General features: G+C 38.8%; 17 protein-coding genes and 3 riboswitches. Of the genes, 13 read left to right on the top strand and 4 right to left on the bottom strand.

Annotated elements, in window-relative coordinates; genetic code table 11:
• Nucleotides 1-177 precede the first annotated feature (177 nt).
• Complete coding sequence (locus KO561_RS04355; protein WP_231095915.1) at nt 178-843, top strand: HAD family hydrolase; 666 nt, start codon at nt 178-180, stop codon at nt 841-843.
• 390 nt (nt 844-1233) lie between these two features.
• Here KO561_RS04355 and KO561_RS04360 read toward each other — a convergent pair whose 3' ends face one another.
• On the bottom strand, nt 1234-2391 hold the full coding sequence (locus KO561_RS04360) for an acyl-CoA dehydrogenase family protein (RefSeq protein WP_231095916.1): 1158 nt from the start codon (nt 2389-2391) through the stop codon (nt 1234-1236).
• A 75-nt stretch (nt 2392-2466) separates the two neighbouring features.
• Nucleotides 2467-2580: riboswitch (SAM riboswitch) on the bottom strand.
• 149 nt (nt 2581-2729) lie between these two features.
• A riboswitch (SAM riboswitch) is annotated at nt 2730-2831 on the top strand.
• Nucleotides 2832-2919: 88 nt separating this feature from the next.
• Between KO561_RS04360 and KO561_RS04365 the strand changes: the two genes are divergently transcribed.
• The 5 genes from KO561_RS04365 (at nt 2920) to ssuE (ending at nt 7466) form a co-directional block, all read left to right on the top strand.
• On the top strand, nt 2920-4314 hold the full coding sequence (locus KO561_RS04365; protein ID WP_269140693.1) for an LLM class flavin-dependent oxidoreductase: 1395 nt from the start codon (nt 2920-2922) through the stop codon (nt 4312-4314).
• A gap of 33 nt (nt 4315-4347) precedes the next feature.
• Entirely contained in the window at nt 4348-5358 is a 1011-nt protein-coding gene (locus KO561_RS04370; RefSeq protein WP_231095917.1) for a methionine ABC transporter ATP-binding protein, read from the top strand.
• The gene (locus tag KO561_RS04375) at nt 5351-6010 is read left to right on the top strand and encodes a methionine ABC transporter permease (RefSeq protein WP_231095918.1); all 660 of its coding nucleotides are present in this window, start codon (nt 5351-5353) and stop codon (nt 6008-6010) included. The genes KO561_RS04370 and KO561_RS04375 overlap by 8 nt, the downstream gene beginning before the upstream one ends.
• A gap of 22 nt (nt 6011-6032) precedes the next feature.
• Complete coding sequence (locus KO561_RS04380) at nt 6033-6854, top strand: MetQ/NlpA family ABC transporter substrate-binding protein (RefSeq protein WP_231095919.1); 822 nt, start codon at nt 6033-6035, stop codon at nt 6852-6854.
• Between the two features lie 66 nt (nt 6855-6920).
• Entirely contained in the window at nt 6921-7466 is a 546-nt protein-coding gene (gene ssuE, locus KO561_RS04385; RefSeq protein ID WP_231095920.1) for an NADPH-dependent FMN reductase, read from the top strand.
• A 102-nt stretch (nt 7467-7568) separates the two neighbouring features.
• Here ssuE and KO561_RS04390 read toward each other — a convergent pair whose 3' ends face one another.
• Nucleotides 7569-9431, bottom strand: a complete 1863-nt coding sequence (locus tag KO561_RS04390) for an LTA synthase family protein (RefSeq protein WP_231095921.1) — start codon at nt 9429-9431, stop codon at nt 7569-7571.
• Nucleotides 9432-9547: 116 nt separating this feature from the next.
• Entirely contained in the window at nt 9548-10942 is a 1395-nt protein-coding gene (locus tag KO561_RS04395) for an MFS transporter (RefSeq protein WP_231095922.1), read from the bottom strand.
• Nucleotides 10943-11101: 159 nt separating this feature from the next.
• Here KO561_RS04395 and KO561_RS04400 point away from each other — a divergent pair, with 159 nt between their 5' ends.
• A complete protein-coding gene (locus KO561_RS04400; RefSeq protein WP_231095923.1) occupies nt 11102-12253 on the top strand; it encodes an MGDG synthase family glycosyltransferase in 1152 nt (383 codons plus the stop codon).
• A 42-nt stretch (nt 12254-12295) separates the two neighbouring features.
• On the opposite strand, the gene KO561_RS04405 is transcribed toward KO561_RS04400, so the two are convergent.
• Nucleotides 12296-13762, bottom strand: coding sequence for a hypothetical protein (locus KO561_RS04405; RefSeq protein ID WP_231095924.1), 1467 nt, complete (start codon nt 13760-13762; stop codon nt 12296-12298).
• Between the two features lie 286 nt (nt 13763-14048).
• On the opposite strand from KO561_RS04405, the gene KO561_RS04410 reads away from it, so the two are divergent.
• The 6 genes from KO561_RS04410 to KO561_RS04435 all read left to right on the top strand — a co-directional run bounded on the left by KO561_RS04410 (nt 14049) and on the right by KO561_RS04435 (nt 19997).
• A complete protein-coding gene (locus tag KO561_RS04410; RefSeq protein ID WP_231095925.1) occupies nt 14049-15302 on the top strand; it encodes a SpoIID/LytB domain-containing protein in 1254 nt (417 codons plus the stop codon).
• 234 nt (nt 15303-15536) lie between these two features.
• The gene (locus KO561_RS04415; RefSeq protein ID WP_231095926.1) at nt 15537-16826 is read left to right on the top strand and encodes a glycoside hydrolase family 18 protein; all 1290 of its coding nucleotides are present in this window, start codon (nt 15537-15539) and stop codon (nt 16824-16826) included.
• A gap of 201 nt (nt 16827-17027) precedes the next feature.
• Nucleotides 17028-18167 carry an MFS transporter gene (locus tag KO561_RS04420; protein ID WP_231095927.1) on the top strand — a complete coding sequence of 380 codons (1140 nt, stop codon included), beginning with the start codon at nt 17028-17030 and terminating at the stop codon, nt 18165-18167.
• A 115-nt stretch (nt 18168-18282) separates the two neighbouring features.
• Entirely contained in the window at nt 18283-18429 is a 147-nt protein-coding gene (locus KO561_RS04425) for a nucleotidyltransferase domain-containing protein (RefSeq protein WP_231095928.1), read from the top strand.
• Between the two features lie 134 nt (nt 18430-18563).
• Nucleotides 18564-18956, top strand: a complete 393-nt coding sequence (locus tag KO561_RS04430; protein ID WP_231095929.1) for an HI0074 family nucleotidyltransferase substrate-binding subunit — start codon at nt 18564-18566, stop codon at nt 18954-18956.
• An 88-nt stretch (nt 18957-19044) separates the two neighbouring features.
• Nucleotides 19045-19150: riboswitch (SAM riboswitch) on the top strand.
• 91 nt (nt 19151-19241) lie between these two features.
• The gene (locus tag KO561_RS04435) at nt 19242-19997 is read left to right on the top strand and encodes a cyclase family protein (RefSeq protein ID WP_231095930.1); all 756 of its coding nucleotides are present in this window, start codon (nt 19242-19244) and stop codon (nt 19995-19997) included.
• Nucleotides 19998-20021 lie beyond the last annotated feature (24 nt).

Consider the following 20021-nt stretch of genomic DNA (forward strand, 5'->3'; position numbering starts at 1 on the left):
GTCCAATGGTGAAAACATATGATAAATTTATTGTCGGTTCGGCAGTTAAACTTTTCTTATCAAATTGCGTGTTAAAATTAAATTAAATATGAAAAAAATCATTTAAATATAATATGTGATAACACTTCACAAAGTGGTTTAAATGATAAAGATATTACAGTTCTACAGGGGGGTATTATGGCTTTAAGATATAAATGTTTAATATTAGATCATGATGATACAGCGGTGAAAAGCACACCAGATATACACTATCCATCATTTGTGGAGGCTCTTACAGACTTGCGACCAAATGATAAACCTATTACCTTTGAAGATTTTGTAAGGTACTGTTTCAATCCAGGTTTTTCTTCTTTATGTAAAGACATTATTAAATTCACAGAGGAAGAACAAAAACATCAGCAAGTGGTATGGAAAAAATATACCGAATCAACTGTACCAGACTTCTATGAACTGTTTGTAGAGACTATTCAAGAATTTAAAGAACAAGGTGGGTTTGTGACGATCGTTTCTCATTCGGAGAGGAACCGAATTGAAAGGGATTATTCTATTCACTGTGGATTTGTCCCAGATGCAATCTTTGGTTGGGAGCTTCCAGAACATCAGAGAAAACCACACCCATATCCAATTAAGGAAATTTTAAAACGCTTTAATCTTCAAGAAACTGAAGCACTGATGTTGGATGACCTTAAGCCTGGATTGGAAATGGCAAGAAGTTGTAATGTAGATTTTGCCTCTGCTGGATGGTCTCACAGTATTCCTGAAATCAAGGAACAAATGAAATTAGAATCCAAATATTACTTTGAAACAGTAGAGCAATTTAATCGATTTATATTGTGTAAATAAAAAAACAAGCGTTTTTATGTGCTAATTCACTTGTTCATCTTATTACGGAATTAGTGCGAATTTAACTGTTCATTCGGTATCCAATATAAATTTTCTACTCTAAAATGGATCTATTTAGCTCTAGAGCAACATTTTTTTTGAGGGCAAGGCATGCGAAAATTCTTGTAGACAAGTTCTGTAGGTAAGCAGAAAAGAAGAGCTACCAAGAGACCCGCGAGTCTTATTTATCGACAAGTAAACAGTTTCTTAAGCCTGATTTTACCGTTGTGAAAGGTGAAGTCAGGCTTATTAACATGCAACTATGAAGTTCTTTTAATTACATTTCACTATTGGTACAATTCTGTTCAAAAACGTTAAAAGAATCACCAGTAAATATTAAAAACCGTGCTACTATCCCAACACAGCCTTAGCCAGACTATAAACAATAGCATCATCCGTAGGAGGATTGTGTAGTCCCGCACGAACATCACGAAAATGTCGCTGTAATGGATTTTGAGCAGATAGACTCCTAGCACCAACAATTCTCATTGCCAAGTCTACTACTCTATTTGCGCTATTAGTTACAATGTGCTTTACAGCGGCTAGATCAGATCCCATAGTAACACGTTGTTCCGGATATTCTACCCACTTTTGAGCTGTGGAATAGAGTACTTGACGAGCATTAAATAATTCCAGTTCTATTTCTCCAATCTTTCTTCTCACCTCAGGCACTTCCTTGATAGGACCTGGTAGAGTAGTAGGGGTATATTCAGATGCGAATTTTATTGCATAATCCCTTGCAGAGGTTGCTATTCCCAAATAAACAGCAGGGATCTGCAGGTACCAACCTTTTGGTGTTGGCTTTTTAATATCTTCCTCCACTAATAAAGCATCTTCATCAACTAGAACCTGTTCTAGGATAAGATCATCACTTTTTGTTCCTCTCATGGAAATACTATCCCACGTTTCTTGTACACGAACACCATCTAGTGAATGATCAACTAAAATAAATCCCCTTTTACCAGTTTGATTTACATCAACGGTCACGATGGAATAATCGAGCGCAACAGCCATTGACGTGAACGCTTTTTCACCATTAACTCTCCACCCACCTTTTTCTTTAATGGCGGTGGTGGTCGGAATACCTCCTCTAGATGGACTTCCTGTCGCCCTCTCTGTTTGAGCAAGATTAATTAGTGCTTTTTCTTTTACAATCAGATCACATACTTTTTGAAAGCTTTCTTCTTTCCAATTCCTACTTTCAGCCACTTCGAGAATAACCCCGAGCTGCCAACCTAAGGATAGGGCGGTTGGTCCATCTCCCTTCGCTAACAGTTCTTGAATTTTTAGAAACTCGTAAAGGTTTAGACCATTCCCACCATATTCCTTAGGTACAGTTAAAGCCAAAAATCCTTTTTCCTTCAAATCTTCAAAGTTTTCGTATGGAAATCTTCCTTCTGCATCTATCTTTGTTGCTCTTTCTTCAAAAATGGTTGCTAGCTCCTGAGCTTTTTGTGTAATTCTATCCAGTTCAGATTGATTAGTTCCTTCTTCCTGAGTGACAGTCATATAACTCCTCCATTCCATTTTCACATAAAAAATCCTCTTCCGAAGATGACGAAAGAGGACAAACCATTTGATTCTTTCTCATCTTTCAGACATGGTAAATGTCTGCTGGAATTAGCACCTTTCTTAATCAAGATAAGTGGTTGCTGCAGGATCTAAGGACCAGTTTCCTCCCCTGACTCTAGATAAGTTCAGTAACTATGTAATTTAGGGCTAATATAAATCAACTCCAGACTATTGTCAATATTCGCGAAAAAGGAAAGGTGTAAAAATTCAGAAATTTAGTTGACAGCTTTTTCTATTTCCTGTATATTCTTGGTTAACTTAATATGCAAGAATTTTTCTTATCCAGAGAGGTGGAGGGACTGGCCCTTTGAAGCCTCGGCAACAGACTCGTTTAGTACTGTGCCAATTCCAGCAAGCAATAGCTTGACAGATAAGAGAAGATTTGTGCTGGTATGCGATTAAAGCCTCTTCTTTTCTTATGAAGAGGCTTTTTTATTTGGATATTTTTATTAGGGGGAGAAGAAGTTGAGTGAACAAAAACAAATTATTTTACATGCATTTGAAATGAATAGTGCCATGCACAATTCACACGGTTTTTGGAAGCATCCCAAAAACAAAAGGCACCGGAGTTATAAAGACTTAGAGTATTGGATTGATTTGGCGAAGCTTCTTGAGAGAGGAAAGTTTGATGCTGTATTTTTTGCGGATGTTCTCGGTGTTTATGATGTCTATCAAAATAGTAAAGCACCGTCTATCAGGGATGGCCTACAGGTTCCGCTAAATGATCCGGCATTACTCATTTCGGCAATGGCCAGTGTAACGGAAAATCTTTCTTTCGCCATTACAGTAAGTACAACTTATGAGGCCCCTTTTGGTAATGCAAGACGATTTTCAACCCTGGATCATCTGACTAAGGGAAGAATTGCGTGGAATGTTGTGACATCCTATCTACCTAATGCTGCTAGAAATTTTGGGCTACAAGACATGATTAAACACGATGAGCGTTATGACATAGCCCACGAATATCTTGATGTTTCTTACAAACTGTGGGAGCAAAGCTGGGAAGATGGAGCAGTTGTCGAGGATGTAGTGAACCAAACACTTGTTGACCCTAACAAGGTACATGAGGTTAACCACGAAGGGAAGTACTTCAAAGTGGAGGGTCCTCATTTAAGTGAACCTTCTCTGCAACGCACCCCGGTTATTTATCAAGCTGGAACTTCGGAAAAGGGACGTGAATTTGCAGCCAAACATGCAGAATGTATTTTTGTTGGGGGACCGACACCGGAAAGAATTCGTTACTATGCAAATGATATTCGAGATCGGGCGAAAAAACACGGGCGTAACCCGGACAATATTAAAATAATTTCTTTTCTTAGCGTTATTGTTGCGGAAACAACAGAAGAAGCGGAGCAAAAATATGAGGAGTACAACAAGCTGTGGAGTGCGGATGCTGCAAAAGCACAGTATGGTGCTAGCGGATATGACCTTGCAGAATATGAAGCATTAGATCCGAATGAACCATTTGAATATCGAAAGCCAACCGAGGGCGGGCACTATAAAGCAGCCACGCTAACGAAGGATGCACCGAAAAAGCTATCAGTGGGAGAAGTCCTCAACCGTTTTGAGTCGTTGGATCGAAACAGCATCATTGTGGGGAATCCAACAGAGGTTGCGGATGCTATTCAATTCCAGTTTGAAGAATCCGGGGTAGATGGCTTTAACTTGAACCATTTAGTGACCCCCGGAGATTTGGAGGCATTTGTTGATCTCGTCATTCCGGTCTTACAAGAGCGTGGATTATATAAAACAGAATATAAATCAGGTACGTTACGTGAAAAACTATTTCCACAAGGAAAAAGTACGTTGCCGGATGACCATCCCGGAAGTAGATTTAGACGCGTGCCTACTAATCAATAGAAAAGAACAAAGAAAGTGGGGGATGCAGTCACCATGATTGAATTGGAAGGTGTTACAAAGGAATACAAAAGTAACAAGAAAACGATAGTAGGCGTCGACAATGTTTCCTTAACCATAAAAGCTGGTGAGATTTTCGGCATTGTCGGCTACAGTGGTGCGGGTAAAAGCACGTTACTCCGTTGTATCAACTTTTTAGAAAGGCCTACTTCCGGGATCATTAAAGTTGATGGAATAGATTTATTACATCTATCGAGTAAAGAGCTTCGTAAGGCCAGACAATCCATTGGTATGATTTTTCAAGGGTTCCATTTGGTTGCTTCTAAAACGGTATATGAGAATGTTGCATTTGCCTTAAAGGCTGCAGGAATGGAAGACCGTGAGATCAGGCAAAGGGTGGAAGAGTTGCTTCATCTCGTTGGTCTTGAGGATAGGATCAACCAGTACCCAGCCCAACTTAGTGGGGGGCAAAAGCAACGTGTAGGTATCGCACGTGCACTTGCCAATAATCCTAAAGTTCTATTATGTGATGAGGCAACGTCGGCATTGGATCCAGGCACAACAAAATCTATCCTTAATCTGTTAAAAAAAATAAACAAAGAGCTCGGTATAACCATTGTAATCATCACTCATGAGATGGAGGTTGTAAAAGAAATTTGTCACCGTTGTGCCGTGATGCAAGATGGGAAAGTAGTGGAGCAAGGTTCTACTTATCACATCTTTTCAAATCCTAAAGAGCCCTTAACCGAACAATTTATTCAAACAGTTCTTAACTTTGAGCTTCCATATGAGTTATTAAAAAACATACATGGAAGATTGATAAAACTACAGTTTTGGGGAGAAATCGCGACGGATTCCGTTGTATCCGATATGTTGCAGTCCTTTCCAGTGAAAGGAAATATCCTTCATGGAAAAGTAGAATACATACAAGATGTCCCGTTAGGCATTTTCATTATGGAGATGAATGGAGCAGAACAGGAAGTAGATAAAGCAATCGAATTTCTGCGCAATCGGGTAAGTAAGGTGGAGGTTTTAACAAATGAGTAATATCATTGAAATTTTACCTGAGTTGAATGTTGCCTTTTTTGAAACGTTGCTTATGGTTGGGATTGCTTTACTAGTTGCTGTGCTGTTGGGCTTACCGTTTGGGATCATCTTATATGTCACGGATAGGGGAGTCTTTCTAGAGAACAAGTGGATAAAAAGGATTATCGGAACGGTAGTCAACCTAGTTCGTTCCATTCCATTCATTATTTTACTTGTATTCCTATTGCCATTTACAAACCTTCTGGTTGGATCAACGATTGGCCCATTGGCAGCCTCTGTATCCTTATCTGTCGCCGCCATTCCTTTCTATGCAAGAATAGTAGAATCGTCTGCTAGAGAAGTAGATAAAGGCGTAATTGAAGCAGCAGTTGCAGTTGGGGCATCGCCTTGGATGATTATCCGACAAATTATTTTACCGGAAGCAAAGCCAGGATTAATCTCTGGATTAACAATTACGGCAATTAGTTTAATTGGTTACTCCGCCATGGCGGGAACAGTCGGTGGTGGAGGAATTGGGGATTTAGCTATTCGCTACGGCTACTACCGTTATGATAATACCATTATGTTTACGACTGTTATTTTACTCGTTGTGTTGGTGCAACTTGTTCAATACGTGGGTGACTTTATCTCTAAATCTGTTAACAAAAAATAAAAGGTTGAAAGGAAGATAGAAAATGAAAAAAACACTATGGGTGTTTCTATCTATTTTAGTAATAAGTGTACTTTCCGCTTGTGGGTCAAGTGAAGGTGCAGCTTCTGGGGATGAAAAAAAGGAATTAGTGTTGGGAGGAACAATCCCATATAGTGATATGCTTAAAGAAGGTGTAAAGCCGTATTTAGAAGAGTTGGGCTATACAGTTACCGTCAAGGAATTTAATGATTATGTACAACCGAATATTGCGCTTGATAACGGATCTTTAGATGCGAATTTATTCCAACACTTGGTTTATATGGAGGCTTTCGCGGAAGAAAACGATATGAAGTTAAGCAGTGTGATTACCGTGCCAACAGCGCCAATTGGTATCTATTCTAATAAGTATAAAGCGTTAGATGATATTGAAAAAGGGAGTACTGTTGCTATTGCAAATGATCCTACTAATCTTGCAAGAGGTCTAACCGTTTTTGCCGATAATGGAGTAATAGAATTCAGCAGTGATGTGGATCCCCTTAAAGCCACTGTTAAGGATATTACAAGTAATCCTAAAGAATTAAAATTTGAACCAGTTGAAGCGGCACAATTACCTAGAACGTTAGAATCGGTCGACCTTGCAGCAATAAATGGCAACTTTGCAATTTCAGCTGGGTTGGACTTAACCACCGCCATAGTTAGAGATAAACTGCCAGAAAATATTATCAACCGCGTTGTAGTAAATACGGAAGATCTAGATAAACAATATGTAAAGGATATCAAAGAAGCCATACAATCAGATGAATTCAAAAAAGTAATAGAGGAGAAGTTCCGAGGATTCCATAAACCGGATTGGATGAGTGAATGATAAGTTTTTATACCTGCGTTTTCATCACGCAAATATCATTTTTTGATACCGGAAAGGATGAACAGGATGAGTGAAATAGTAGTATTATCGGGAAGCCCTTCGGAAAGCTCGAGGTCAGATTTAGTTTTAAAGTATATGGGCTCGCTTCTTCTGGAGAAGGGGTTATCAGTAAGACATATTTCGGTAAGGGATGTACCACAAGAGGCGCTATTCTATGGCAAATATGACAGCACAGAGATTAAGGAAATTGCTTCGGTCATCGAAAATGCGAAAGGTGTCATTGTAGGGTCACCGGTTTACAAAGCTACCTACTCTGGAGTATTAAAGGCGCTTATTGATTTACTGCCACAAGATGTGCTACAAGACAAACCGGTATTGCCGTTAATGATTGGTGGAAGTATGTCCCATTTATTAGCGATCGAATACACGTTAAAACCTTTACTAGCTTCCTTGAAAGGACAAAATTTAAAAGGTGTTTACTTGGTAGATACTCAAATAGATAAACAACAAATATCCAATCCTGTTATGGACCAAGTAATCTTGGAACGATTGAATAAACAGCTATATTACTTTGTGGACATAGTAAATAGGCAGAAGGCTGTTGTTTTGTAATGAAGAGTTAGAATATAGCCCACCCATTTTTGCAACAAAACTAACTTTATAAAAGATTAAAGTGCCTGATAACAGCTGTTACCAGGCACTTTTCAGTGTTACTTAATCTCTTGACTGAAAATCATAAAACCGAAACAAGTCTCCATACACAATTTCATCTGAATAGTTTAGTTCTTGCATGACTTTTTCTTTTATAGGCTCGCATACCGAGTTTTTCATACCTGTATTCTCACTTAGGATGCTCCCAGTGCCTTGTTCATAGCACGTTTCATTCGTGTAAACATAATCATCACTTACGAAGCTCCCGTCTCGGAAAGCGATAAATTCTTTTCTATTCTCTGCCAATAAATCAGTTCCAAAGCCAATGTCCCTCTCCGTATCCACCCCGAGTAGATGCAAGAGAGTAGGTTTTACATCAATTTGCCCTGCAATTTTGGAAACAACCTTTCCTTCTTCACCAGGAATGTGAATGAAAAATGGGACACGCTGTAATTGAATATGATCATAAGGAGTAATTTCTTGTTCGAGATATTGACCAAGTGCTTCATTCTCATATTCACTAATTCCATAGTGATCACCCATTAATACAATAATCGAATTCTCATAAAGTCCAGACTGTTTTAATTGCTCAAAGAACTGTTCTACAGCTTCATCCGTATAACGTACGGTTTGGAAGTACTGATTAAGTGTCGTAGATTCAGAATCATAGGGTTCAATCGATGCATCTTCCTTCCCTAACTCGTACGGATGATGGTTCGTTAGTGTAATAAACTTCGAATAAAACGGTTTAGGAAGCTCTTGTAAGTATTTAATGGACTGTGTAAAAAACGATTTATCTTTTAGTCCCCAACCTATCGAATTTTCTTCCGTTATCTGATAAGCAGTCTCATCAAAAAAATTCTTAAAGCCTAGCGTATCGTACATATTATTCCGATTCCAAAAACTCTTATTATTAGCATGGAAAACGGCTGAATAATACCCTTGTTGACCTAAAATTTCTGGCATAGCGTTATACTCATTTTGGGCACGTAGAAAGAAAACGGCCCCTCCTGGTAAAGGGTATAAAGAGTTTTCTACAAGGAATTCAGAATCAGAAGTTTTCCCTTGAGCGACTTGGTGATAGAAATTTTCGAAGTAATAACTATCATCGATCAAATTATTCAAAAAAGGTGTGATTTCCTCGCCATTAACCTCATTCTTCATCACAAAACTTTGTATGGATTCTAATGAAATAAAAATAAGGTTGCGATCCTTCGCAATACCGAATAGCTCGGATTGTTCCTCACTTTTAACATCTTTTACATAGTCACGGATTTCGGATATTTTAGTGCCATCTGCAAACGCTATTTGTGACGTTGTAAAAGCTTGTAAAGCAATATCATACATATGATAATTAAAAAGCCCAATGTTCTTCACAAAGTCTTCTCGATCAAAGACATTTGTGTATAGATTTGGTCGTGCCACTTGTGCTAGTAACAAATTCGCAACCAAAATTGCGGCAGACAAGGCAAAAATCGAGCTTTTTTTCTTGCGAACATAGTTTGCCGCTTCACGTTTAAAGCTAAGGAAGAAGATAAGGATGACATCAATAAATAATAAAGGATCTGACGGATGAAACAAAGTTGAAATACTATTCGTGACGTCTCCTGCATTGTTCGCTTGAAACATGACTGGAATCGTAATAAAGTCAGTAAAATCACGGTAAAACATTGTATTTGCCCAGATAATAATCGAACCGACTAGCGCACCCATACATATAAATAGTTTCTGGTATTTGCCTTTCAACCAAATACTTAATGCAAAAAAGACAAACGCAGAAATAAAAGGATTAAGGATAAAAAGGATGGCTTGCATCGGATTATCTATCGACATATCAAATACGAACGCATACACAAGGAGCGTTTTTAATCCAAATAGGATGCTAGCAATTATATATATAGGTAAATGGATTATTTTTTTTATCATGAAAATTTCCCCCACAAGTGAAAAATCTAACTATCAAAAAGAGCGTCACTATACATGACGAATTTTGTCTGCAATTTGTTTCAAAAGTTTTCTATGATCCTAAATTATTTGTTCGGTTATACTCTCCCACGGTTCGTCAAAGTGTTTTTAACATGCTTTATATCTATCACGTTATGTTTAGCCATTTTCAAATAACAAATGGCAGACGGAATCAGAAAAATTTGTAAGATAGATAAGGTAATCATATAGTTATAAGGCTCGCTAAACCGTGTGCCAATCATGCCAAGAATAATACCGACACCTACATTCCCAAAGGTTCGCCCAATACTGTTAAAAAGGTTTGCAATACTAAATGCTGTTCCTCTATGCTCTGGAAGATTCACATCTGTAATGAGCGCCAACCAATTCGGTGTATTTGCCGATTGGAAGGCAGAAGCAATAAATGATAGGACAAACAATAACGCTACCCACGGATTTAAAATAATTTGTTGGACAAGACTGATCAATATATCTATCGCATCCCCATCAGTTGGTAAGGATAAATTGGTCATAGGAATAGCAAAAAAGCATATGTATAGCGGGAGTGTAAAGAAAACAAAGAAAGCCGTTAAATAAGCTCTCCCTTTAAAGCTTTTTCTTTGGACTCGATCACCAAGATGGCCTAGATAAACGGAAGCCATTCCGCCAATTTGAAAAATAGCGTATAAGAAACCAGATGCAATAACGGCCGTTTTCATTTCATAACCTTGTTGAATGATTTTGTAGATATACAAGGTAGGAATCCAGATAAGGCTTCCCGTTGCAATGTTCATAAAAAGAGCCTGGATGTACAAGTAAACATTACTGCCTTGTAACAGAATTGCTTTTATATGTTTAGGTTCAATCACGTAATCATAAGACTGATTGCTGCTACCAACAGCTTTTAACTCGGGATCGGATCCACCTCGTTTTGGTTCTGTTATAAAAACGTATAATAAAATCAGAACTAACCCAATCATGCCAACTAGCTCAAATGACCATCTCCAGCTTGTGTTAGTTGTTGTTAAAGAGGCCATCATAGAACCAACGATTCCACCTAGTCCTTGGGCCATTCCCCATAAGCTTAATACTAGACCTCGTTTCCGGTAAGGGATGTAATCTGTTAAAACACTAAACCCAATGGAAGCCATACACCCTAAACCGATTCCCGTTAAAACTTGGTATAAAAGCAATTCTACAAAACTTTGGCTAATGGCTGTCAAGAAAATGGACCCTACCCAGATAAGGGTGCCAATGATAATGAGTCTCTTCCGCTTTGTTTTGCCTGAAAGATAACCCCAATAGATAGAAGAAACAGCTGTTACCAATATATTCATTCCAGAAATAAACCCGAGATCCCCTACATCAATAGCTAAATCCTTCGCAATGTAGGGAAACAGTGGTGGAAAGAGTCCGATTATAATATGTTCGAATGCTGCAAGAGCAATAAAAACAAATATGGTATAGTAGATTTGGAAGGTTGAAAGTTTCACAAAGAAGCTCCTTTTTAGTTTCCAAAGTTTTCAACCCTATTATTTTATCATAGTAAATTTTGTATATATATGAATTCTAAGATTTACATACCTTTAACCCAATAAGTAATAAAGTTCTGATATACTAGGGACGTATTTGTTAAAGAAGGGCTTGATCCTATGCAGAAAAAAATGCTCATCATATCTTCTGACCATACTGGACATGGACATAAGAGTATTACAGAAGCAATATGTGAAAAAGTACATATAGATGATAATGTAAAAGTAGAAGTAGTGGATGGTTTTTCCCTTGGTGGAAAACTGCTAAATGGAATTGGTAAATCATATGGTCCTATCACAAGGTTTTCAGAAAACTTGTGGAAACTCATTTGGAATATGTCTGCTTTGAAGGCACCATTAGTGAACAAATTAATAGAGTCCTTGATTAAAAAAAACTTTTTAAAGTTAATGGATGAGAAGAAACCGGATTTCATATTGTCAGTCCATCCTAATTTTAATGGTTCAATCCTAAATATCTTGGAAAAAGAAAAGATGGATGTACCATTCTATACGTTAATTGCGGACCTTGTTAACATCTACCCTTTATGGGCGGACCGAAGAGCAGATTATATTTTGAGCCCTACAGAGGAAGCTAAGGAAAAATGTTTGCAGTATGGGGTTCCTGAAGAAAAAATAAAAGTGGTGGGCTTCCCTGTCAGAAGTAAGTTTTTCTCTGAATCGAACTCATTAGAAAGCAAGGAACAACGATCACCGCTGACTTGTTTGGTTATGAGTGGTGGGGAAGGTACCGGCAACATGAACACGATTGCGGAAAATTTACTAGAAAATTTTGATTGTCAGGTCAACATAATTGCCGGAAGAAATCAAAAATTAAAAGCAAATCTAGAAAAATCATTGTTAGGTAGATATGGGGATAAAGTGCAAATCTATGGTTTTGTGACCAATATTCATGAATTGATGTTGGATGCAGACATTGCCTTTACAAGGGGTAGTCCCAATGTGATGTTCGAAGCGGTGGCGGCGAACACACCATTAGTGATTACTGGTGCATTGCCAGGCCAAGAAGAAGACAACCCTGTGTTTGCTGAGAGAGCAGGCTTAGGCGTAATTTGCAAAGATGTACAGGATATTCAACAAACGATTGGCGGATTATTAGCTCATAATCACGAGAAGCTAAACACAATCAGACAATCGCAAAAAGCGTTTATCAACGAACATGCAGCAGAAGATATTTTGAGATTCCTTCTCCATAGTAGAATGAGTCATCAGCAAGCAGAAGTGGACTTAAAAGTGGTTAATTCTTTCAATTAAGAGAAAGAGGCTTTCCTTGGTGTTAAAGGAAAGCCCCTTTCATTAATGCCTTTCTTTGATGATTCCAGTCTCTATATAACTGACTTCCCCTGTGTGTGCATTGATTTTTTCTATATGACCACCCGTCTTAGGAAAGTCGACTAAATAGGATAGTGTATAAATGTTAGGATCGCCAAAATCCTTTACGCAACGAGTTAATTTCATCTCTAGTTCGTTAAAGAATCTTTCTTCTGCTTCTTGTAAGGTAATTGTCGGTATCGGATTTAATTTTTCCAAGTTAGCAGTTTGACTAGAGCTTAAACGTGTCACAGAGCATTCTCTGATTAAACCTGTATATATTCCGACATGCACATGTGCTTCCACGCTTTCCATTCTAAATTCGCCATGTTGTCGATAAAACGTGAACATTTGCGTAGGTTCAGAGTCTAAGTAATCATGGGCCATGTCTTCTTCATCTTCCGCATCCAATTCGTTTTCGAAGGCTTCGTCCCTTTCCTCTTCATCAAACAACTCTTCATTGTCCACCGTTTTTATTGGTTCTTCTAATACATACTTATCATGGATATTTCCTTCTACAAGTTCTAAAAATTCTAATGCCTTTTCTGTCAATTTTCCCATAGGTAGGGAGGGAGTATCATCCATCTTTTCAAATGGTAAGTTAGAAAAACTGAAGTGACCAGTTTCATCAGAGAAAATGGAGATAAGAGGTTCTGCTTCTTCGTCTTCTTCCATATAGACGGTAGGATCTATCCATATGACCGATCCATCCTCTCCTGTATTTTTTTCTAGTTTTTTATTTACTCCAAGCATTTCTTCTATAGACGAAGTTGAGTTTACAGCTTGAATTTTTTCAATTGAGAGTTCTTCCGTATTCATAAATTCAGTGACCGTTTCTATGTTCCCGTCAGCTCCAACTCCCATTATGTTATGATTGGAACGATAAATCAGCTCAACTACTGGATTTGTTTCCATTTCAACTAAATCAGGGACATGAACGGACAGTTGTAAGTAGTTGGCCTTTCTTAATAGTTGCTTTGCGTCCTCACTTGAGACAGTGATTTCTGGATATAATAATTGAAAGTCCATTTGGCCTATATCAGCATTTGTTAGAATTCCATCTCTCGTAAAATGAAGGGTACACCCTGTATGTGGAATAAGGAGGTCAAGTTTTGGGTCTCGTTCTTCGTAAGTAACCATGAAATGGTTGTCATTCCACTCGTTTAACATACTGAAATGAACGTCGCGATTAATAAATGTGTCTATGAATAATTGTGCAACTTCCATTATCCTATCCACATTTGGCGGAGTATTAAAAGGTATTTGTTCGTCTTCGACTTCTTCGGGTTCACTTATCTCGTAAGCGATTAATCTGCCTTCATTAAGATGTACAAAACCGTACACTTGGCCAGACTTTACATCGACAATCTGATGTGAAAAATCATCTTTCAAAATTTCGATGTGGGGGCTTCCTACTATAAATGGTTGTAACTTCTTCGCTAATTCATTCATCTTCTTCATTCCTTCACTGTTAGTACTTTGTATTTTTCATAGACAATAACAAGCATTTTTAATAAGTCAGATAATAATGTTCTATCTTGCAATTTGTGCTTGTTGATATTCTATCACAATGGACATTTAATCTTATTTATATTTTAATATTTAAACAATCGATTCAGTGATTCTAGTATAGGTTCATGGATACAATTTAGTTAAGTTTCTATAGATATGTTGGAATCTTACCAATAGGTTTAACCTATAGTGAATAATCACAAAGTACCAAGGGAATATAAGTGATATGAAAAAAATACTACTTATAACAGTTTTATTGATCGGTCTATTCCCTATCACATCAGAAGCGGAAGAGATGGTCACGGTTAGGCTTACCAACTACATTGAGGACTCTTCTAAATTGAATGTAGAGTTTAAAGGCGCATATCGGTCGTTAGATCCAACATTAGCGATAAAGGAAGGAGTAAACTATCAGTTAACGGTCGATGAGGATTCCTTAATTCTTCAAGGGGAAAACGGGCAGCATACTTTTAAAGAACCTTTGATTTTCATTCCTGAGAAATACGACGAGAAGCACATCTTATATATAAACGGGCGGCCGTATTTGGGAGCGATGGAATTTAGGGTGGAAGAAGATGATACGATTCGTCCCGTAAACCAATTGCCAATGGAAGATTACTTAAAAGGGGTCGTTCCCTTTGAGGTTTACCCAAGCTGGGGATTGGAAGCGTTAAAAGCACAGGCGCTTGCTGCCAGAACGTATGCAACTTCTCACTTGAATGAAGAGATCGATGATACAATCAGCTATCAGGTCTATGGAGGTTACACTTGGAAGGAGAAAACAACGAAGGCCGTGGAAGAAACAAGTGGCGAGGTCATTACGTATAAGGGCAAATTAATCGAGGCTTTTTATTCTGCAAGCAATGGAGGAGTCACGGAAAATAACGCGCACGTGTGGGGAGGAAAATCAAAACCTTATTTTCCGATTAAAAAGGATCCTTATGATCCTATCGAACCTTGGGGGTTCACCTTACATCGTACCCAAATAGACCTAAAGGCTATTGATTGGGATATTCCTAATTGGTGGGAAGTGCTAGAGGAAAAAGATAAGAAAATCACGGAATCTATGAAGCGTTATCTCAAAAGAAAGGGGTATTGGGGAGATTTAAAAATCCTTGCGATTCCGAATTTTACAGTGTCAGACAAACAACTATCGTCAAAGCGGAGTGTAAAAGGATCGATTACCATTGAGTTTATGGAACGATTATTCGGTGGAACGGTCTTGTTTCACCAGTATCATTTAGATGGAGTTAATCTAAACAGGATACGCCCACTGATTGGTGGAACTATTTTTAAGAGCTATCTCATTAATTCTTTTCAATCCAAGGAAAACAGCTATACCATGAAAGGAAAAGGCTTTGGCCACGGGGTTGGGATGAGTCAATGGGGGGCTCAAGCGATGGCTGAAAGTGGGAAATCTTATAAAGAGATTATTCAATTTTATTTTCCGGGAACAAGGATTTCAGAATTTAAGAAGTAATGATTTTATCGAAAAGCAGCTTCCTTTAAAAGCTTATTAGCCATGGAGATATGGAAAACTTCTCTGTGGCTTTTTTCTTTTTATAATGGATATGGCAACCACCTAATCTAATTCATGTTTCGCCACGAATTTTAAAAGAATGTAGAGTTTTGGGTTCCGTGTACTTGCCCTCTTTCATAAACTTTCAAGTAGGACTGGTGTTTGATCTGATCTACATGGAAAAGGAGGGCACACATGCAGATTCATGTTGTTCAAAGTGGGGAGAACCTGTGGGGAATTGCTCAGGCGTATAACTCCTCCATTCCAAATATTGTGCAAGCTAATCAAATAACGGACCCAAACCAACTTGTGATAGGGCAGGCGTTAGTAATACCGATTTGGGGAAGTTTTTATTGGGTGCAACCTGGGGATACGCTATGGTCTATTGGCCAACGGTTCGGGATTCCCTACACGACAATCGCTCAGATGAATCAAATCGATCCGGAAACTCCTTTAGCAATTGGACTTCGACTGTTTATCCCACCAATCCCGAAAAAAAGAGCAGAAATCAATGCCTATATGGAACCAAGAGGAACAACGGTTAGTGACGCTTTACTTAACGAAGCAAGAGCAAGTGCTCCTTATTTGACGTACCTTGCCCCTTTTAGTTATCAAGTAAGAAGAGATGGAAGTCTCCAGCCTATGCCGCTAGAAGGTATTCCAGAGATTGCGGAAGAATCAGGCGCTTCCTTGATGATGGTTGTAACGAATTTAGAAGGTGGGCAATTTAGTGGCGAGTTAGGAAGAGATATTTTACAAAGTCGCGCTGTGCAAGATTTATTATTGGATAACATCATAGCAGAAGCAAGACGTGTAGGCAGATATACGGATGTGCACTTTGATTTTGAATTTTTACCGGGAGACCAACGAGAAGCGTACAATAACTTTTTAAGAAGAGCTGCTGCAAGACTGCACCGTGAAGGGTTGTTAATATCTAGTGCTCTAGCTCCAAAAACAAGAGCCGATCAACCTGGTCAGTGGTATGAAGCTCACGATTATAGAGCGCATGGAGAAATTGTCGATTTTGTTGTGCTGATGACGTATGAATGGGGATACTCTGGTGGTCCGCCAATGCCAGTTTCACCAATCGGGCCAGTAGAAAATGTGTTACAGTATGCGTTAACCGAGATGCCAGCTTCCAAAATCATGATGGGGCAAAATCTGTATGGCTATGACTGGACATTACCATATGTGCAGGGTGGTCCTTACGCCCGGGCCGTTAGTCCGCAGAGAGCAATTGAGCTTGCGAAACAATATGGGGTATCCATTCAATATGATGTGCAAGCACAAGCTCCACACTTTGACTATGTGGATGAGCAGGGGAAAGCACATAAAGTGTGGTTTGAGGATGCTCGGTCGATACAGGCAAAGTTCGACCTTGTGAAGCGGTTAGGACTGCGTGGGGTGAGTTATTGGAAGTTAGGCTTGCCATTTCCACAGAATTGGCTGTTGATCGCAGAGAATTTTAACGTAGTGAAGCGCTAAGTAACGAAGGACACTTCCTGTTTAGCAGGGGTGTCCTTTTGAGTTATCGTTCATTGAGTTGATCGACCCAGAATATCATCTACCTATTTATAAACTACCTACATAACCAACCATCTCCTCTCTTCCAGTCCCCATCAACATCTTTTTCCTTCCATCATGTTAAAATGAAGTAACATATATCAACTAAGAAGGTGTCATTCATTGAGACTTTTCGAAAAATATAACGTATTGCTTATAGCCTTTATCTTTTTTACCGGGATTATGGGGACAAGACCGTTGATTCCACTTCTTTCTAGTCAGTTGGGCGCTAGTGTTGCAGAGATTGGAATCATTGTTGCTTTATATCCTTTCCTTCCATTCTTTTTAGCGATTAAAATGGGTCAGATTGTCGATCGGGTTGGGTATAAAAGGCCAATTGTCGCTAGTACCTTCGTTGGGGCACTAGCTATTTTCCTTCCATTTATAAGTACGAATCTAGGGGCAATCCTCCTTTCTCAGATTTTAGCAGGGATCTCTCATACCGTGTTTGCTGTTTCGTCGCAAACGTTGGCCAGTGCTGGCAAGTCGCATGAGAAGCGGGATAAAAGTATTATGCTTTTTAGCATCGGTGTCGCTCTTGGGAGCTTTATGGGACCAATGCTTGGCGGACTGTTTGCGGACATATGGGATTATGCAGTAGCATTCGGAATATTAAGTGGTGTTTCGCTCCTATCAGGATGTTTCTCGCTGTTCATTCAAGCTGATTCGCATGTTCAAACAGCAAGAAAGTCGACCAAAGTAAGGCAATCCCTGTCTTTATTAAAAATAAAAAATATTAGAATTGCGTTTTTAGTAAGTATCCTCACTATATTAGGAAAGGACATCTATACGGCATATTTCCCACTATTGGGGGTGGAGTTTGGCTTATCTGATTCAACCATTGGCCTCATTATCTCTTTGAATGCTGCAGGTGGAATTTTAATTCGTTGGTTAATACCCTACCTACTTTCGAATTTTAGTCGAACCAAGATTATCATGGGCTCGATTGTTGTGTCAGGGATATTTTTCCTTGCCTTGCCATTTTTCAAAAGTGCCATTATTCTTGGGGTTCTGTCCTTTATCATCGGACTCGGCGCCGGTCTAGGGCAACCACTATCGATTTCAACGACGGCTGATTCGTTGCCGCAGGATAGAATTGGTGAGGGGCTTGGGTTACGGCTTACAGCCAACCGCTTAACACAGATTTCTGCACCAATTGTATTTGGTGCTGTTGCCCATATTGCAAGCGTTGCAGGCGTCTTCTTTATCGTTGGCTTACTCACTGTCTTTGGCGGAATGAAAGCGAAAGTTCCAGACGCGTGAAGAAAGACTTTATATAAAGTAATGACACGAAAGATGAACTGTGTCTATTCCATAAGGAACCTACTATTGGGAAATTCCATCATGTTATAATGGAATAAGGAAGAGGGTAGATTTTATGCGAGAGAATATATTAAAAGATTTAAAAACTATAATTTTTGATGTTCTAAAAGAAGATAATGTGAAAGTTTACCTCTTTGGTTCTTGGGCTCGTCAGGAAGAAAAAAACAGCTCTGATATCGATGTTGCTATAGAATCACATTGACAGCTCCCCATATCAAAATGGACAGAATTACTTGAAAGGGTGGAAGAATCCACTATTCCATATAAAGTTGAGATTGTTAACATGGACGATGCAAGTATTAAATTGAAAGAAAATGTGAGGAAGGAGGGCGTTGAATGGAAAGATTGCAACAAAGAATAAATTCAGCTGAAAAGGCATTATCTTCCTTTGCCGAACTTGTGGATCTGAAAGAACCAAGTTCAGTGGAACGTGACGCTTTAATTAAACGATTTAAATTCTCATTTGAAGCATGCTGGAAAGCGGCTAAACAATACTTATACGACATAGAGGGAATAGATGTTGCCTCACCTAAGGGTGTAATGAGAAGTTTAAGAGAAAATTCTATTTTGAATGAAGATGAAGCGATCAAGGGAATTGGAATGGTAGATGATCGGAATTTGACTGTTCACGCCTACAATAAGGAAGTTGCAGTAAAGATCCAAGCTAACTTGAAGGAATATTATCAATTGTTAGTTTCTATAATAGAAAGAATGAAGTCAAGGGCTTAGAAAATATAGGCTACGATTCAAAATATTAAAAACTAGTTGACAGAAATTTCAAACTAGCGTATTCTTATCACTAATTAAATAAAATGATTTCTTATCCAGAGAGGTGGAGGGACTGGCCCTACGAAGCCTCGGCAGCGGACTTTTTTAGAAAAGTACTGTGCCAATTCCAGTAGCGTTTTGCTAGCAGATAAGAAAAGAGACAGTTCGGTAAACTTGCCCCTTTTCTATTTGTCTAGAAGAGGGGTTTTTTGTATTTCCATTACTAAACGAAGAGGAGAGATTCATATGACAAGTACAAAAACGTTGAATGAATTACAGCAGGCGGTGAAGACATTAAAAGAGAAGAAATGGGTCGATTTAACCCATGCTTTTGGTCCGGATTCCCCGCACTTTGCGGCATTTGAGGATGCGAAGTTCACTCCACTTTTCACCCATGATGATGGATTCTTTGTACAACGGTTTGATTTTCCTGGTCAATATGGCACACACTTAGATGCTCCCATCCATTTCATTCGCGGTGACCAGCGTTATTTAGAAGACCTTGATCTACAGGAACTTGTTTTACCACTAGTGGTGATTGATAAATCGAAAGAAGCGCAAGAAGACCATGATTTTACATTATCCGTAGGCGACATTCTTGAATTTGAGAAAACACATGGAGAAATTGAAGCCGGTACTTTTGTTGCCTTACGTACGGACTGGAGCAAGCGTTGGCCAGATAGAGAAGCTTTCGAAAACAAAGATGAAGAAGGGAATCCACACGCTCCAGGCTGGGGAATAGATGCTTTGAAATTTTTATTCGAAGAACGGAACATTCAAGCGGTTGGACACGAAACGTTTGATACGGATTCTAGTGTCGATGTACGAAAAAATGGTCGTTTAATTGGAGAATACTATGTACTTGAGCAGGATACCTATCAAGTTGAGCTATTAACGAACCTGGATCAATTACCTGCCAAAGGTGCGGTTATTTTTAATATCGTTCCTAAGCCAGAAAAAGCAACCGGCTTCCCTGTTCGCTCCTTTGCCATTTTGCCGTAAAAAAACAATGAAAGGATGGATGAA

Source organism: Radiobacillus kanasensis (assembly GCF_021049245.1).
Classification (GTDB): domain Bacteria; phylum Bacillota; class Bacilli; order Bacillales; family Amphibacillaceae; genus Radiobacillus; species Radiobacillus kanasensis.